Source organism: Emticicia oligotrophica DSM 17448, from assembly GCF_000263195.1.
In the GTDB taxonomy this organism is placed as follows: Bacteria; Bacteroidota; Bacteroidia; order Cytophagales; family Spirosomataceae; genus Emticicia; species Emticicia oligotrophica.
Window position 1 is genome coordinate 1,394,073 of record NC_018748.1, and the last position, 17,785, is coordinate 1,411,857.

General features: G+C 38.7%; 10 protein-coding genes and 2 rRNA genes. 7 read left to right on the forward strand and 5 right to left on the reverse strand.

Annotation, left to right across the window (positions count from 1 at the left end):
- Positions 1-98 precede the first annotated feature (98 nt).
- From priA to EMTOL_RS05840, 7 genes are all read left to right on the forward strand, one after another.
- Positions 99-2,588, forward strand: a complete 2,490-nt coding sequence (gene priA / locus EMTOL_RS05810) for a replication restart helicase PriA (protein WP_015028344.1) — start codon at positions 99-101, stop codon at positions 2,586-2,588.
- Positions 2,589-2,699: 111 nt separating this feature from the next.
- A complete protein-coding gene (locus EMTOL_RS05815; RefSeq protein ID WP_015028345.1) occupies positions 2,700-3,275 on the forward strand; it encodes an REP-associated tyrosine transposase in 576 nt (191 codons plus the stop codon).
- Between the two features lie 526 nt (positions 3,276-3,801).
- Positions 3,802-5,814 (forward strand): M13 family metallopeptidase, encoded by a 2,013-nt coding sequence (locus EMTOL_RS05820; protein WP_015028346.1) that lies wholly within the window; start codon positions 3,802-3,804, stop codon positions 5,812-5,814.
- Positions 5,815-5,995: 181 nt separating this feature from the next.
- Complete coding sequence (locus EMTOL_RS05825; RefSeq protein ID WP_015028347.1) at positions 5,996-6,937, forward strand: helix-turn-helix transcriptional regulator; 942 nt, start codon at positions 5,996-5,998, stop codon at positions 6,935-6,937.
- Between the two features lie 83 nt (positions 6,938-7,020).
- Positions 7,021-8,007, forward strand: coding sequence for a sterol desaturase family protein (locus EMTOL_RS05830; RefSeq protein ID WP_015028348.1), 987 nt, complete (start codon positions 7,021-7,023; stop codon positions 8,005-8,007).
- A 155-nt stretch (positions 8,008-8,162) separates the two neighbouring features.
- On the forward strand, positions 8,163-9,479 hold the full coding sequence (locus EMTOL_RS05835) for a M16 family metallopeptidase (protein WP_015028349.1): 1,317 nt from the start codon (positions 8,163-8,165) through the stop codon (positions 9,477-9,479).
- Positions 9,480-9,609: 130 nt separating this feature from the next.
- Positions 9,610-11,007 carry a M16 family metallopeptidase gene (locus tag EMTOL_RS05840; RefSeq protein ID WP_015028350.1) on the forward strand — a complete coding sequence of 466 codons (1,398 nt, stop codon included), beginning with the start codon at positions 9,610-9,612 and terminating at the stop codon, positions 11,005-11,007.
- Between the two features lie 124 nt (positions 11,008-11,131).
- Here EMTOL_RS05840 and hemC read toward each other — a convergent pair whose 3' ends face one another.
- The 5 genes from hemC to EMTOL_RS05865 form a co-directional block, all read right to left on the reverse strand.
- Positions 11,132-12,067 carry a hydroxymethylbilane synthase gene (hemC, locus tag EMTOL_RS05845; RefSeq protein WP_015028351.1) on the reverse strand — a complete coding sequence of 312 codons (936 nt, stop codon included), beginning with the start codon at positions 12,065-12,067 and terminating at the stop codon, positions 11,132-11,134.
- A 121-nt stretch (positions 12,068-12,188) separates the two neighbouring features.
- Positions 12,189-13,289: a DNA polymerase III subunit delta' gene (gene holB / locus EMTOL_RS05850; RefSeq protein WP_015028352.1), complete on the reverse strand. Its 1,101-nt coding sequence runs from the start codon at positions 13,287-13,289 to the stop codon at positions 12,189-12,191.
- Positions 13,290-13,347: 58 nt separating this feature from the next.
- Positions 13,348-14,517: a putative sugar nucleotidyl transferase gene (locus EMTOL_RS05855; RefSeq protein WP_015028353.1), complete on the reverse strand. Its 1,170-nt coding sequence runs from the start codon at positions 14,515-14,517 to the stop codon at positions 13,348-13,350.
- Between the two features lie 255 nt (positions 14,518-14,772).
- Positions 14,773-14,884: ribosomal RNA gene (gene rrf / locus EMTOL_RS05860) — 5S ribosomal RNA — on the reverse strand.
- 77 nt (positions 14,885-14,961) lie between these two features.
- Positions 14,962-17,772, reverse strand: a 23S ribosomal RNA gene (locus tag EMTOL_RS05865).
- Positions 17,773-17,785: the final 13 nt, after the last annotated feature.

Sequence of the window (17,785 nt, forward strand, 5' to 3'; positions counted from 1 at the left end):
TTGAATTTAGTACCTTTGAAATATTCTTTAGGGTGTATTTAATGAAAGTTTTTTAACATTTTTCATTCTACACTCTTCATTTTACATTATAATTTTAAATGGAAGGTCTTTTTTCTGTTGAAACAACCTATTTTGCCGATGTAATTCTACCCGTGCCCATTCCGAGAATGTTTACGTATCGGGTACCACGAAACTTTGTAGAGGATATAAAAGTTGGAGCAAGGGTAATTGTTGAATTCGGGAAAAATCGTGTCGTTACGGCTGTTGTCGGACGAATTCATAACACACCTCCAGCAAAATATCAAGCTAAATATATACTCGAATTACTTGATACAGAGCCACTTATTACCAAACAACAGCTTTGGTTATTTGATTGGATAGCTGAATATTACATGTGTTGTGTGGGTGAAGTGATGAACGTTGCCGTGCCTTCGGGGTTAAAAGTAACCAGTCAATCACGGATTCAACTCAATCCTGATTTTGACCACCCCGAGCTTTTAGAAGCAAATGAAGTTGATTTCTTAGAAATACTCAAAAATCAAACCTCACTTACCTACGATGATGCCATTAAGTTTGTGGGCGAAACCAATATCAATACCCTCATTAAATCATTGATTGGCAAACATGCCATTATTATGTATGAAGAGGTTAAAGAAAAATACAAACCCAAAATTGCAAAGAAAGTACGCTTAAAACGTGTATATGAAGGTGTTGAAGAAGCTGCTAACTTAATTGATTCACTAAGCAAAAATGCGAAGCAGCAATTGGTTATTCTGGAATATTTCAAACAAATTCCCCTTCATCAGCTACGTGAGCGAAATCAACATGGTGTTGATAAATCATTTTTTACCCAAGGAGAAACTTCTGATTCTTCACTCAATAAATTAATTGAGAAAGGCATTCTGGAGCAATTTGAGGTAGTGGTTTCGAGGTTTGGTGATGAAATGCCCGAAGAACCTGTAACGATTCAACTTACAGATGCTCAGCAACAAGCAAGCGACGAAATTCTTACGAATTTTCAAGAAAAGGATATTGTCTTACTCCACGGTATAACGGGAAGTGGAAAGACCGAAATTTACATCGACCTTATCCAAAAAGTACTTGATGGTGGTTCGCAGGTGCTATTTTTATTGCCCGAAATTGCACTTACTACGCAAATAGTTGTTCGTCTAAAACGTGTTTTTGGCGATAGAATGGGTGTTTACCACTCAAAATTCTCTGATAACGAACGCGTAGAAGTTTGGAAAGGAGTACTTGATGGTCGTTATCAGTTTGTGGTTGGTGTACGCTCGGCTGTTTTCTTACCCATGGATAATTTAGGTTTGGTGATTGTGGATGAAGAACACGAAAGTTCATACAAACAATATGAGCCCGCTCCCCGCTACCATGCCCGTGATGTGGGCATCATGCTTGGCCTTAAACAAGGAGCAAAAATCTTATTAGGTTCGGCTACGCCTTCACTCGAAAGTTATCACCAAGCTACGACTGGTAAATATGGTTTGGTTACACTAAATCAACGTTACGGCAATGCACAATTGCCCGATATTCGATTGATTGACCTCAAGGCTGAACGCAAAGCTAAAAACATGAGAAATGATTTTTCGAGTGTCTTATGCCAGCACATTGAAGAAAATTTGGCTAATGGTGAGCAAACTATCATCTTCCAAAATCGTAGAGGATACTCCCCTTATCTGAATTGTCAGGAATGTAATTGGATTGGCGAATGTGAGCAATGTGCGGTGAGTTTAACATATCACCTTAATTCTAAGGAATTACGATGCCACTATTGTGGTCATAAGGAAGAAATCCCGCGGGCTTGTCCAGCTTGTGGTTCGGGTAAAATTCGTACGGTAGGATTTGGTACAGAAAAACTTGAGGATGACCTCAGAATTATGTACCCAGCTGCACGCGTGCAAAGGATGGATTTAGATACTACCCGAACCAAAAATGCTTATCAGAATATTATTGGTGAGTTTGAGCAAGGAAATACCGACATTTTGGTGGGCACACAGATGATTAGTAAAGGCCTCGACTTCGACCGTGTGAGTTTAGTGGGCATTTTTGATGCCGACCGCATGATTCATTTCCCTGATTTTCGAGCGGCTGAGCGAGCGTTTCAGATGCTTACCCAAGTTAGTGGACGTGCAGGCCGAAGAGAGAAAAAGGGTTTGGTGCTTATTCAGACCAACAATACCCAACAGAGTTTGCTACACAAGGTTATTGCAAATGATTATTTGGGTTATTACCAAGATGAAATAAAAGAGCGTGAAGGTTATTTTTATCCACCCTTTACTCGAATTATTTCTGTGACTGTTAAACACGAAGAGCACGATAAAGCAGAAAAAGCTTCGCAATGGCTGGCTAATGTATTATTAGAAAAGCTTGGTAAAGCCCGCGTGCTCGGCCCCGAAAAAGCGATGGTCGAGCGTGTGCGAAATAAATTTTTGTATGACATTGTGCTTAAACTTGAAAAAGACAAGCTCAACATAAAAGCCGCCAAAGTTTTTCTACAAGAAAAAATAGACGAATTGATGACCCTACGTGAGTTTAGAGGGGTTTATGTGGTAGTAGATGTGGATGCGGTGTAAAGTTTGTGAAGGATTAACTGTGTTCGGCTGAATTTTTATTCAGTCGGTGTGTAAGCCGTTCTTAGAACTGCATTGCGAAATAAGTTTCAGACTTAAAATAAGAAGAAAATTATGAGCCAAGGTTATCAAATTATTAACCAGTCAGCAACACATTATTTAACTTTTCAAGTTGTGGACTGGGTTGATGTTTTTTCGAGGCAACGATATAGAGATATTGTACTGGATAGTTTTCGATATTGTCAAAAAGAAAAAGGTTTATGGTTATACTCATACGTGATAATGTCGAACCACGTACATTTGATAGCTGCTTTAAAAGATGAAAAACTTTCAGATTTAATACGAGATATTAAGAAATTTACGGCAGCTAAGATTTTAAAAGCTATTGAAACCGAACCAGAAAGTCGCCGAGAATGGATGTTGAAACGATTTGAGTTCGCTGCAAGAAGCAAATCTAATATGACAAGTTTGCAATTTTGGACACATGAAAATCATGCTGTCGAAATATTTAGTGATAAATTTTTCTTTCAGAAAGCAGACTATATTCATCAAAATCCAGTACGTGCAGGAATTGTAGCTAAAGCGGAAGATTATCTTTATTCTTCTGCCAGTAACTTTATGGATAAAGGTGGACTTATTGACGTTGAATACTATGGAACTAGAATAATTATTGATACAAAGAACGACTGACACAGTTCGGTTTACACTCCCAAAATAGTCTCAAAAATAACAGATTAAATATTGTCTGGCATTTTTACGAGTATATGGAAAAGTTTAACTTTTGTACCTTCTCGCAAATGAACTGTTTGGTACCCCCCCGTTAGGCTGATTTTAAAAACAGTCAAGATGTTAACCGTTCTTAGAACGGTATTTTCAAAGTACCTCTTTTAAGTTGCGTTCTAAGAACGCATTTCACAATGACTAAATGTAAAACATTTAGCCAAACGCAGTAACTAAACTTCAATCCATCTCTACTAAGAAAAATTTTTCACAGGCGTATTCTAACATTTCCGCTCTGCGAAGAATTCTTCTTCACAGAGGTGTTCTAACATATCCTGATGTCAATCTGAAAATTGTGTTTGGAGAACGAAATTCACCAACATAAGTTGATAATTTCTTAAAACTTGTCGAAAAACATCAAAAATACCTGCCTTGGTTATAGATTTTTCGGGCTTATAGTATTACCTTTCGCTATCAAGACTAATTATCAACAATCATGAAAAAACACCTATCTCTCTTACTAATTCTCTGCTTTTTTCTAACCAGATTCAATACAAGTTTCGCCCAAAAAGTAAGCATCACGGGCATTGATACCTCTCTAAAACCGGGCGATGATTTCTTTATGTACGTCAACGGTAAATGGTATAATTCCGTTGAAATTCCTTCGACCCAATCGGGGGTTGGCTCATACTCTTTTATGAATTATCCGCAACGCATACGCCTACAAGGAATTTTAGACAGTGTTTCGGCTGCAAAAAATCCAATGGGAAGTATCGAACAAAAAGTGGGTGATTTTTACGCTTCAGGCATGGATACCGCCACAATCAATAAAAGAGGTTTCAACCCTATCAAACCTATGCTCAAACAAATTGATGGCATTAAAGATATCGCAGGTATTATGAAGTATGTAACCGCTCAACTCAAGTTCAATAACTATTCTCTCATTGGTTTTCGAGTGGGGCCAGATATAAAAAACAGTTCTATCAATATCGTAAATTTGAGTCAAACAGGTATTGGTTTACCCGAAAGAGATTATTACTTCAGAACTGATTCTTCAACGCGTTTCACGCAAAAATCTTATCAGAATTACCTCAGCACTTTATTAAAGCTTACAGGTGTCGATGCGTCAATGGCCGATAAAATGGCCACCGCCGCTTATGCCATAGAAAGAGAATTGGCAGCATCGCACAAGACAAATATCGAACGTCGAAACGTACAGGCTAATTATAATAAATTGGCGGTTACGGCTATTACTCAAAGACAGCCAAATATTGGATGGCCATTGTTCTTCAAAGAGTTGGGTGTAAAAGTTGACTCTGTGAATATGCAACAACCTGCTTATTATGACCGCCTCAATGGCCTACTAACTTCGGTGTCAATCGAAGATTGGAAAGCATATTTAAGAACCGAAACACTCGTTTCATACGCCGACTTCCTAAGTAAGCCATTCACAAAAGCTTCTTTCGAATACGCTAAAGTTTTATCAGGGCAAGCTACCCAAAAACCAAGAGGTGAAGAAATTACAGAAGCAGTTGACAGGTCACTCGGTCATGGACTTGCTCAATTATATGTAAAAAAGTATTTCCCAGAGGAGGCCAAACGACGCATGAAAGAATTAGTGAAGAATTTGAAAACAGCCTTCGAAAACAGAATCACTAACCTTGATTGGATGAGCGACTCAACCAAAGCGAAAGCTAAAGAAAAACTCTATGCTTTTACCGAAAAAATTGGTTATCCTGATAAATGGAGAGATTACTCGAAAGTGGTCATTAATCGTGGCACCTATTTTGAAAATCGCTTAGCTACTAGCAAAAATGATTTTATATATGGTCTTTCGAAAATAGGACAACCAGTTGACCGTACCGAATGGGGAACTACACCGCCAACCGTGACAGCCTACAATAACCCACCGTTGAATGAAATAGTATTCCCAGCGGGTATTTTACAACCACCTTATTTTGATATGAACGCCGACGATGCTCTCAATTATGGTGGCATTGGAATGGTAATTGGGCACGAAATCACGCACTCATTTGATGACCAAGGGGCTTTATATGATAAGCAAGGAAATGTAAAAAACTGGTGGAAAGCCGATGATTTTAAGAAGTTCAAGGCTAAAACTCAGCTCGTTATTGAACAATATAATAAGTTTACAGTTCTTGATTCGATGCATGTAAAAGGGGCATTGACAGTTGGTGAAAACACAGCCGATATTGCGGGTATTGCGATAGCTTATGATGCTTTTAAACTAACTGAACAAGCAAAAAGTAATGAAAAAATTGATGGATTTACACCTGAACAACGCTTTTTTATTTCAATTGCTCGAATTTGGCGAGTAAAAACAAAAGATGCCTTTATGCGAACATACGTAAACACTAACCCTCACTCACCTGCCAAATGGCGTGTAAATGGCCCATTAATGAACTTTACGCCCTTCTATAAAGCATTTGATGTAAAACCGGGTGATAAAATGTATAAGCCTGAAAGCGAACGTATTACCGTTTGGTAAAACAGTTTCGAAAAAATATATTTATTTAGAAATTTATAGCACAATTGATTTAGCTCAGTTGTGCTATTTTTTTGAAAGACGCGATAGATGCCTTTTATCGTAAATACTTATCAATTCAGGCGAATTCTCTCTAATTTTTGCCTAAAATTCCTTATATTTGACATTAAGAACATTTATAGCTATGAGAAAAACAGCTCCAATTGGAAAAATGAACACGGCCCGCAAAAAGTTTAAGTCGGCAAAGCCCAATGAACTCAGTGCCTCTGATAAGAATTCGATTCGAAATAATATCAATAAATTGACAAAACAACAATTGGCTTTTAAAATAGGAAAACCTCTTGAAGTCATTGAAAAATTCATTAAAAAAGAGCATTTAGTTTCAGTTCTTGATATTCCTACCCCTCCAACTCCTGTTGAAGTAGCAAAAGTTGAAAAAAAAGAAATTGTAAAAAAAGCTAAGAAAAAAGTCGAGAAAAAAAGTAAAGAAAAAATTAAGGTTAATACTAAAGAACTCCCTAAAACGGAGTCCCCTAAACCTCAAAAGAGGGCAGCTCGACCACTTAGCGAAAAAGAATTACAGAGGAAAAACTTTATTTTGGCTAACTATAAGAAATATACCATTTATGAGATGGCAGAAAAATTAAATTGCCATCATGCCACAATCAGATTCCATTTAAAAAATAACAAACTCAAAGGTAATGGCAGAAAAGACCTCGTTCCGCCAAAAGTTATTCAGTTTTTAAAGGTAAATTATCATACCATGACGGCTCGCGAAATGAGCATTGCACTAGGTAATGTCAGTTGGTCGCAAGTTAGGTATTTATGCGAAAAAAACGGGTTTATCAGAACACCAGAAGAAACTTCTGCCATCAGATTACGTTGGAATAAAAGCGAGTTTACGAAGAGCGAAGAAAAATACATTTTGGAAAATCATGGAAAGCTTTCTTTTGCAGAAATAGCTCAAAATATTGAGCGAACACGCTCTTCAGTTGTTAAATTATTGAGAGATAAAGGCCTAAAAATAACTAAAGAACAGCACGATGCCCTAAATCGTAAAAACTTCGAAAAAGGTCGTGAAGCAATGCAAGCAAAATTGGCTATACAAAAAGAATCTAAAGAATAGTTTTAACGAATTTCATTACTTTTTGAGAAATATTTTAGAAATTAGGGGCAATTCAACCCTCATAAAATACAACCAATAAATTAATGGAATTCTTAGATTTTCTATACCGAGAAATAGTCGGTTTTTTAGGCTTAGGCGGTGTCATTGAGATACTAAAGTCGGGCGATTTTAGCACATTTCTAACTTTCGATGGCATGTTAAAAGCCATTAGTCCGATTGTCCCCCTCCTTCTTGTACTCGAACTTATCAATGGAATTATTCTTAAAAACCCACACACAAAAGTTTACAAAATTAGTTTTTTAATATTTGTCCTTAATCGCTTTATTGGCCGATTTATCTCAATTGGAGCAACTTCTTACATCATCGCCAATTTTCAAAAATATGCACCATTTCAAACCACTTTCACTTGGTATTGGCTTATTTATGGCTACATCGTATGGGAGTTTTCACACTTTATCTATCATTATTTAGGGCATAAGGTTCGTTTATTTTGGTGCTTACACGCCACTCATCATACACCCGAAAACATGAATTTATCGGTTTCGCATGCCCACTTTTTCTTAGAAGGCCCCTACGCCGATATTATTCGTAGCTCCATTTGTATTCTTTTTGGCATTCATCCTGCTCTTTTGTTTTTTATCATGTTTATTGATGGCACTTATGGGATGTTTATTCACATCGGCGAAAATTTAATGAAAAATGGTAAATTAGGATTCTTGAATCATATCATTCTTACACCTTCACATCATCGGGTGCACCATGCTCGAAATCCTCTCTATATGGATACTAATTTTTGTAACCTGTTGAATATTTGGGATAAAGTTTTCGGAACTTATCAGCTTGAGGAGGATCATGTAAAAATTGAATATGGTATTACTCGCCCAATGGATTCGGGTAATATTTTAGATGTTTACTTCGGAGAATTCATCGCTCTTTTCAAGGATGTATGGAATGCACCAACTATAAAAGATAAAATTCTATATATTTTCATGCCGCCAGGTTGGCATCACACTGGCGAACACAAAACCGCTTCAGTAGTGAGGAGAGAATACTTGACTCAAAAATCCTAAAATCAATAAACTTATAAAACTAGACTTTAACTTAAAAATTAAAGTCTAGTACTTTTTATTTTTAGTCTTACTTCTTTTATTTTCACTCAAAATCGAAGATTTTTGCACGAAAAGTATTTTTTTACACAAATCAACAATCAAATTATCTCATAACAATGAAAAAGCTTCTGATGTCTGCACTTTTGTGTGCGAGTCTATTTACGGCTCATGCACAAATGAAAGCAGAGGATGTAAAAACATTCACCCTCAAAAATGGCATGAAATTTTTGGTAATTGAAGACAGTTCCATTCCAAATGCCAACATGTACCTCTTCTATAAAGTTGGGAGCCGCAACGAGTATCAAGGCATCACAGGCCTTTCGCACTTCTTCGAACACATGATGTTTAATGGTGCAAAAAAATATGGTCCAAAGATGTTTGACCGTACTATGGAATTTAATGGCGGAGCCAACAATGCTTACACCACCGAAAATGTGACTGTTTACACCAACTGGTTTCCTGCCTCGACTACAGAAGTTATTTTTGATTTAGAAGCAGACCGAATTTCAAGCTTAACAATCGACCCTAAAATTGTAGAAAGTGAAAGAGGCGTTGTATTGAGCGAACGTAGCACAGGCCTCGAAAACTCTAAGTGGGAGCTACTTTCGCAGACAGTTCAAGGAATAGCTTTTCTTGAACACCCTTATCATTGGCCAGTAATAGGCTATGAAGATGACATGAAAAATTGGAAACAATCAGATTTAGAACGTTATTTCAAAACTTATTATGCTCCTAATAACTGCGTTACTGTTATTTCGGGCAATGTAAAGTTTGATGAAATTAAACGTTTGGCTGAAAAATATATCGAGCCAATTCCTTCTCAGCCTGAGCCTCCGAAGGTAATGATTGTAGAACCTCCTCAAACTGGAGAACGTAGAGTTTTTGTACAAAAGGATGTCTCGACGCCTTCAATTATGATTGCATACAAAGCTCCTGAATCTAAAAATGAAGATTATTACGCTCTAACCTTGCTCAGCGATATCATGAGCAGCGGCAAATCATCTCGTTTATACAGTTCATTGGTTGATAAAAAGCAAATTGCTACCCAAGTTTTTACGAATTTTGGTGAAAGTTTCGACCCAACTATTTTTGGTTTTTATGCTGTGGCTGCGGCTAAAGTGAATGAAAGTGATTTAGAAAAAGCCATTTTCGAGGAAATAGAAAAAATAAAAACAGAAGGTGTGAGCGAAAAAGAACTTCAAAAAGTAAAAAATCAAAAATTGATGGAATTCTACGGTCAAATTGAAACCATCAATGGAAAATCAAATAATATCGGCACTTATGAAGTATTTTTCGGCGACTACAAAAAAATGTTCGATGCTCCTGCCGCTTTCAATAAAGTTACGGTTGACGATATCAAAAATGTAGCTAAAAAGTATTTCAAGAAAACCACACGTACAGTTGGTATTTTGAAAGCCAATACTGAAGAATAATTGGATTTAACAAAAAAGGCCTATTTTAATTGGTTCAATTAAATAATCAAAATTCATTTGTTCAATTAATCCCTGAATTTATTCTGGGAATTATGCAGGGTTAAATTATTCTAAAATCTTTTGTCTAATCATGTCTAAATATATCAAATTATTCTTTACTACTGCTTTGGCATTCTGCCTAAATAGCAGCCTGATTTTGGCACAAAATTATCAGTTGCCAAAATACCAAAAACTCAAATTGTCCAATGGACTCACCATCTACTTAATGGAGCAAAAAGAAGTGCCTGTTATTAGTGTTTCTGCCATTCTACCTGCGGGTGCTATCTACGATGGTTCAAAAGCTGGTTTAGCTTCACTAACTGCCACAGCTTTGAAACACGGCACTAAAAGCCTTTCAAAAGGCCAGATAGATGAGGAATTAGATTTTATTGGGGCAAATGTAAATACTTATGCATCTAAAGAATCGGCGGGTTTATCGGCAAAATTCGCTGCCAAAGACAAAGAAAAAGTGTTAAATATCATCAAAGAAATTTTGCTCGAACCAGCCTTTGATAATACCGAATTTGAAAAAGAAAAGAAACGTTTGCTTAACAACCTCGACCAACAACGTGAAAGTCCACGTTCGATTTTACCTGCTTATTTTGATAAATTTATGTATGGAAGTCATGTTTACGGTAATATCATTCAAGGGCAAAAATCAAGCGTTAGTCCGCTTACGGTTGAAGATGTAAAAACTTTTTACAAGGAAAATTATTTACCTGAAACTTCAGCTATTGCTGTAGTGGGTGATTTTGATAGTGCAGAAATGAAAAGTACCCTTACTAATCTTTTTGGAGGATGGAAAAAAGGAACAAAACCACAAGTAAACTTAGCTGCAAAACCAATCAATAAACCTACGAGTAATCGTGTTTTGCTAATCAATAAAGATGATGCACGTGAAACGACTTTCAATATTGGAGCAGCAGGTATTAGTAGAAATAATCCAGATTTTGTAGCTATTGAAGTAGTAAATACACTTTTTGGTGGCCGATTTACTTCAATGCTTAATGACGAACTTCGCGTAAATACAGGCCTTACTTATGGAGCTAACAGCCGTTTTAATCCATTAAAAAATGGTGGAACCTTTGCTATTTCTACATTCACAGCCAATAAAACCACCGAAGCAGCCATTGATAAAGCCTTAGAAGTTTTAGATAAATTACACAAAAATGGTATTGATGAAAATGCCCTGGCTTCGGCCAAAAATTACGTAAAAGGACAATTCCCCCCACGCTATGAAACTGCTGGACAATTATCGGGTTTATTGACACAAATGTTTTGGTATAATTTCGATGAATCATTCATCAATAATTTCGAGAAGAATGTTGATGGATTAACGCTTGAAAAAGCTAGAAGTATCATTAGCACGTATTTCCCGAAAGATAAATTGCAGTTTGTAATGGTAGGGAAATCGTCAGAAATTAAGAAAATAGCAGAGAAATATGGTCCAGTAACCGAAGTACAAATTAAAGAAGAGATTAAGGAGTAAATTGCCTTCGACTTCGCTCAGGGAACAATTCGGTTTTGCTTAAGTAGCACTTTTACTTTTCTTATAAATATTTCTACTACGCTCGATTATTAAAACTTATCGAGCATAGTAGAAATGATTAAAATTATCCATTATTTCTAATTCCTTCTAAAATCTCAGCTCCTCCATTATTCAAAACTTTATTGGCTAATTCTTCCCCTAATTGTTCGGCCTCTGAAGCAGGTTTTGAATCGTTTTTCTTTACAATCTTTTTCCCATCAAGGCTAATGATTCCAGAAGTCATATTCAAAGTCAATTCTCCGCCTTTTTCTTCTGCTACACACCATCCAAACGACGGAATCGAACAACCACCCTGTAAAGTACGTAAATAGGCTCTCTCGGCCAATAAACACTTTTCTGTAACTTCATCATTTATCAAACGACGAATTGCAGAACGCTTCTCTCCTGATAAATTTTTAGCGGCTTCAATAGCCACGCAACCTTGCCCAACGGGTGGAGTAAATTCAGAAGTTGATAATTGTTCAACAATCATTTCATGATAGCCCATTCGGTGCACGCCCGCATAAGCCAGCAAAAGAGCATCGCATTGCCCTTCTTCGAGTTTGCGTAAACGAGTTTGTAAATTTCCACGCATATCCACAATTTGAATTTGTGGATAATAATGACGTAACATCGCTACTCGGCGAGTAGATGATGTACCGACCACAAAGCTTTCGCCACTATTAAGCGATAAGTTTTTATTAAAACTCACCAAAACATCCGCAATTTTCTCACGCTCTGTAAAAGCGATAATTTCTAAATCATCGGCCAATTCTGATTGTAGGTCTTTTGCTGAATGAACGGCGATATCAATTTCTCCCGAACGTAATTGGTCTTCTAATTCCTCCGTAAAAACACCTTTACTCCCTATTTTCGATAAAGCACGGTCGAGAATTTTATCACCTTTGGTTTCAATAATTACAATCTCTGTATCAATGCCATCAGCTTTGAGTTTTTCTTCAACATAATAGGCCTGCCAAAGGGCTAGCTTACTGCCTCGTGTACCAATTTTTATTTTCATTTTCTATAGTGCGAACCAAGCAATGGTTTGCTTTCAGTTCGCTTTTAATACTTTCTTATAATACTTACGAAATTTTTAGAAAATCGGTCAAAACCAACTCTATAATAACAAATAACCAACGCTATCTCATTAAACGAGCAATAGTCAATGAAATATCTAGGAAAATCATTTTTGCCCGTCCATTTCTTTCAATATGGTAGTGCGAATCACTCAATAATTTGGTAATTGCTTCTAAATTATTAATATTCAAAACACTAGAAAACTTCTGAACAAATACCAATTCATCTCCCTCCAATCTAATGAGGTCAGTTCCTCCGTGACGATATAAAAATATTTCTCTGAAAATACTCAAACCATACTCAAGCATTGCCTTCTGATACTCTTTTCCTTTGGCATCAAAATCATCAGCCATAGGCACTAATTTCAGCACATTTAGAGCATAACACATTCGCATCCAGTTGGCAAACCATGCATGCTGGTCGTCATCTGTTTTATGAGCAATTTCTAAAGCATGATTCAAATTTCCATTGGAAAGATATGCGATTTGCTTTGCTCTATCTGGTCCAATTTCATGTTTTTGAGTGAGATACGCAATAATTTCTTCATCCGTAAAATTACGAATGGCAATGCGTTGCGTTCGAGAAATAATCGTTGTAAGTAACCTATCTGAGCTACTTGCAACCAACAAAAATAATGTTTGCTCGGGTGGTTCTTCCAAAATCTTCAAAAGAGCATTTCCCGCAGCAATATTTAGCATTTCTGCTTGCCAGATGATTGCAATTTTATACCCACCTTCATAAGATTTCAACGACAATTTCTGAATTAATTGACGAGATTCTTCGGCAGGAATATTCCCTTGTTTAATTCCAATATGCTCAAGCCAGTCTGATAGCTTACCATAAGGTGTATCATGCACAAAAGTACGCCATTGTGGCATAAAATTTTCAGAAATAACCGATTTTCCCCCAGCGGTGGGAAAGATGTAATTGACATCAGGATGAGCCAATTTACTCATTTTTGTACAATTAGGGCACTTTCCACAAGCATCATTTATTTGTCTATCCTCACAGTTAATATAGGTTGCATACGCCAACGCCAATGCCAAGTTTGCACTGCCTTCTGCCCCATGAAAAAGCTGAGCATGAGCCACATGGTTATTGTTTACCGCTTGAATCAACGACTGTTTTACATCGTCTAAACCTATAATTTCTCGAAAAAGCATTTTTAAAATGGATTCAAGGAAGTCTTCGCTTGAAGCAGAGACTTCCTTATAAATACGACTATTTTTTAAAATCGTGTAAGTGTTTCAAAATTGCAATATCTTTATCAGTCAGCTGCTTGTCACGTCGAGCCATTGTAGCTTTAATTACCTCCAATGCTTTATCGAAGCGATAATCAACGTATTCCGTATCTGCCCCGCCCCACATAAACGAAGGAATATGTTTATCTTGAAAACCAGCTCCAAATATATTTGAGCAAACACCAACAACAGTTCCAGTATTAAACATCGTACTGATACCCGCCTTTGTATAATCACCCATGAATAAACCGCAGAATAACTCTCCAGTCTTCTCTAATTTGTCGGTAGCATAATTATAAAGTTTTACCTCTGAATAATCATTTTTTAGGTTCGAATTATTACAATTAGCCCCTAAATTACACCACTCTCCGATAACTGAAGCACCTAAAAAACCATCGTGGGCTTTATTAGAGTACCCAAAAATAACCGAACTACCTACTTCACCACCAGCTTTAGAGTACGGACCTAGCGTAGTATTAGGTCGAATTTTACTTCCCCAAACCACTACACTACCTTCATCTACTGAAACTGGCCCAATGACAATCGAGCCTTCTTGTATGGTAGCATTTTTACCAATATAAATCGGGCCTTGCTCGGCATTTAAAATCACTGATTTAATACTTGCTCCTTCTTCGACAAAAATGTTCTCAGCACCATAAACCCTCGTAAATGGATCAGAAATCTCTTGTGAGGTTCGTCCCTCAGTGATTAATTTAAAATCTTCCTTTATCTGTTCACCATTTTTTAAGAAAATATGTGGCAACTGCGTGATAATGCTAAGCGTTCCACTAAAGGATTTCTTTTTAAAGGGTTGAAAATTAATTGGAAAAGAAAGTTTTTCATTCGTACGAATTGCCAATACATTACTATTAGTATCAACTAAGCACTCTCCAACAGTCAGGTTATTTATTTCATTAATCAAAACATCATTTGGACAAACCGCCCCATTGATGTAAGTGTTTATTGAACTTTCTGTTGTAATTTCCTCTAAATAGCGTTTTGAAAGGCACGTAACTCTTGTCTGCAATCTTTTTATCCACTTATCTCTAATAGTCAATATACCACAACGAATATCGGCAACCGGACGAGTAAAAGTAAAAGGTTTCAGTTGATTTCTAATTAATTCATCATCAAAAAGTATGTACGCCATCTAAATTCTATCAGTTAGTAGGATACAAATTTACGAAAAAATATGGGTAAGCACTCAAACTGAAATTATCTAATAAGATTTGATAAAAATGTTGTTTTAAAAAGTATTTATGAAAAGAGCTTTTTTCACATTCAGGGGTTTAACTCAGGAGATATTGACTATTTCCTGATATTCTTCGGGGGTATTTTTGTCTTTTTGAAGCCTATAAACAACAAAAAAAGGCAGCCTTGTGAGCTGCCTTTTGCTTTAATAAAATCCTGGCGTCTACCTACTCTCCCAATTTTGACATTAGTACCATCGGCGGTGCGGGGCTTAACTTCTCTGTTCGAGATGGGAAGAGGTGAACACCCGCCCTATTAACACCATGAAGATTGTCTGAGCCTTAACTCAATATCTTTTAATTATTCATGACTTATGTTACAGAAAGATAAAATTATAATGTAAATAAAAGAGTCCTCGATTCATTAGTATTGCTCGGCTTAGTGTTACCACTTCTACACCTGCAACCTATCAACGTCATAGTCTATAACGTATCTCAATGGAAGACTCATCTTGAGGTGGGTTTCACACTTAGATGCTTTCAGCGTTTATCCCGTCCGTACTTGGCTACTCTGCCGTGCCCTTGGCAGGACAACAGATGCACCAGCGGTACGTCCAACTCGGTCCTCTCGTACTAAAGTCAGAACCTCTCAATCTTCCTACGCCCACCACAGATAGGGACCGAACTGTCTCACGACGTTCTGAACCCAGCTCGCGTGCCACTTTAATCGGCGAACAGCCGAACCCTTGGGACCTTCTCCAGCCCCAGGATGTGACGAGCCGACATCGAGGTGCCAAACCTCCCCGTCGATGTGAGCTCTTGGGGGAGATCAGCCTGTTATCCCCGGAGTACCTTTTATCCTTTGAGCGACGGCCCTTCCATACAGAACCGCCGGATCACTATACCCATGTTTCCATCCAGCTCGACTTGTATGTCTCACTGTCAAGCGACCTTATGCTATTGCACTCAACGCACGGTTACCAAGCGTGCTGAGGTCACCTTTGGAAGCCTCCGTTACTCTTTTGGAGGCGACCACCCCAGTCAAACTACCCACCAAGCGGTGTCCTCGTCTTTGACAAGTTAGAATCCAAATAACCAAAGGGTGGTATTTCAACGTTGGCTCCTGAACGCCTAGCGACGCCCATTCACAGCCTCCCACCTATCCTACACATCAGTTACCCGAATTCAACGCTAAGCTATAGTAAAGGTTCACGGGGTCTTTCCGTCCCGTGGCGGGTAAGCGGCATCTTCACCGCTACTACAATTTCGCCGAGCTCACAGCTGAGACAGTGCCCAGATCGTTACACCATTCGTGCAGGTCGGAACTTACCCGACAAGGAATTTCGCTACCTTAGGACCGTTATAGTTACGGCCGCCGTTTACTGGGGCTTCGATTCAATGCTTCTCTTGCGATGACATCCCCTCTTAACCTTCCAGCACCGGGCAGGTGTCAGGCCTTATACTTCGTCATTAAACTTAGCAAAGCCATGTGTTTTTGTTAAACAGTCGCCTGGGCCATTTCTCTGCGGCCTACTTGCGTAGGCTCCCCTTCTCCCGAAGTTACAGGGTTAATTTGCCGAGTTCCTTAGCTGTGACTCACTCGAGCACCTTAGGCTTCTCGCCTCGACTACCTGTGTCGGTTTACGGTACGGGTGGTTAATGGCTGAAGCTTAGCGGCTTTTCTTGGAAGCAATTCGACTCATTCGATTCAGCCTAAGCCTCCTCTCAACGCTCTATTCCGTCAGAACGTATAAATCTCCTCACTCCGTCCCCGCATCGCACCATCACCAGTGCAGGAATATTAACCTGCTTGCCATCGGCTTCTGCTTTCGCATTATCCTTAGGACCCGACTAACCCTCAGTTGATTGACGTAGCTGAGGAATCCTTAGTCTTTCGGTGTGTATGGTTCTCACATACATTATCGCTACTTATCCCTACATTTGCTTTTCTATACGCTCCAGCATACCTCGCAGTACACATTCGCCGCATATAGAATGCTCTCCTACCCAAGACTTACGCCTTGACTAAGCTTCGGTACTATACTTGATGCCCGTTTATTATCGATGCCCGCCCCGCTCGACCAGTGAGCTGTTACGCACTCTTTAAATGATTGCTGCTTCCAAGCAAACATCCTGGCTGTCACTGCAGTCAGACTTCCTTAGTTCAACTTAGTATAGATTTAGAGACCTTAGCTGTAGTTCTGGGTTCTTTCCCTTTCGGACTTGGACCTTAGCACCCAAGCCCTCACTGCCAAGTATATTATACCGCATTCGGAGTTTGTCAGAATTTGGTAGGATTTGACTCCCCCGCATCCTATCAGTAGCTCTACCTCGATATAACTCAACCTTGACGCTGTACCTAAATACATTTCGGAGAGTACGAGCTATTTCCCAGTTTGATTAGCCTTTCACCCCTACCCACAGTTCATCCAAAAACTTTTCAACGTTAACTGGTTCGGACCTCCATGTTGTGTTACCAACACTTCATCCTGACCATGGGTAGATCACAAGGTTTCGCGTCTACCGCCACCGACTATTCGCCCTATTCAGACTTGCTTTCGCTTCGACTACACTACTTAATAGCTTAATCTTGCCGGGGACGGTAACTCGTAGGGTCATTATGCAAAAGGCACGCCGTCACTGGACTTGCCAGCTCCGACCGCTTGTAAGCGTACGGTTTCAGGTTCTTTTCACTCCGATACTCTCGGTGCTTTTCACCTTTCCTTCACAGTACTAGTTCACTATCGGTGTCTCAGGAGTATTTAGCCTTGGCAGATGGTACTGCCGAATTCAGAGGGGATTCCACTGGTCCCCACCTACTCAGGATACTGCTCGTCCATTAAATCTTACGCTTACGTGGCTATCACACTGTTTCGCCAGGCTTCCCAACCTGTTCAGCTTAATCTAATATTCTAAATGCAGTCCTATAACCCCTACTTTGCCGTAACAAAATAGGTTTGGGCTTCTCCGCGTTCGCTCGCCACTACTTGCGGAATCACTGTTGTTTTTTGTTCCTCCGGTTACTTAGATGTTTCAGTTCACCGGGTTAGCTCCATCTTGGATGGTGATGACTCTTCAAGTCACCGGGTTGCCCCATTCGGAAATCTGCGGATTAACTTGTATGTGCCAATCCCCGCAGCTTATCGCAGCTTATCACGTCCTTCTTCGCCTCTGAGACCCTAGGCATCCTCCGTACGCCCTTTCATAACTCTTCTCATTATAATTTTA

Coding starts and splice junctions, on each gene's coding strand:
- priA (WP_015028344.1), top strand. CDS start 99: ATGGAAGGTCTTTTTTCTGTTGAAACAACCTATTTTGCCGATGTAATT.
- EMTOL_RS05815 (WP_015028345.1), top strand. CDS start 2,700: ATGAGCCAAGGTTATCAAATTATTAACCAGTCAGCAACACATTATTTA.
- EMTOL_RS05820 (WP_015028346.1), top strand. CDS start 3,802: ATGAAAAAACACCTATCTCTCTTACTAATTCTCTGCTTTTTTCTAACC.
- EMTOL_RS05825 (WP_015028347.1), top strand. CDS start 5,996: ATGAGAAAAACAGCTCCAATTGGAAAAATGAACACGGCCCGCAAAAAG.
- EMTOL_RS05830 (WP_015028348.1), top strand. CDS start 7,021: ATGGAATTCTTAGATTTTCTATACCGAGAAATAGTCGGTTTTTTAGGC.
- EMTOL_RS05835 (WP_015028349.1), top strand. CDS start 8,163: ATGAAAAAGCTTCTGATGTCTGCACTTTTGTGTGCGAGTCTATTTACG.
- EMTOL_RS05840 (WP_015028350.1), top strand. CDS start 9,610: ATGTCTAAATATATCAAATTATTCTTTACTACTGCTTTGGCATTCTGC.
- hemC (WP_015028351.1), bottom strand. CDS start 12,067: ATGAAAATAAAAATTGGTACACGAGGCAGTAAGCTAGCCCTTTGGCAG.
- holB (WP_015028352.1), bottom strand. CDS start 13,289: ATGCTTTTTCGAGAAATTATAGGTTTAGACGATGTAAAACAGTCGTTG.
- EMTOL_RS05855 (WP_015028353.1), bottom strand. CDS start 14,517: ATGGCGTACATACTTTTTGATGATGAATTAATTAGAAATCAACTGAAA.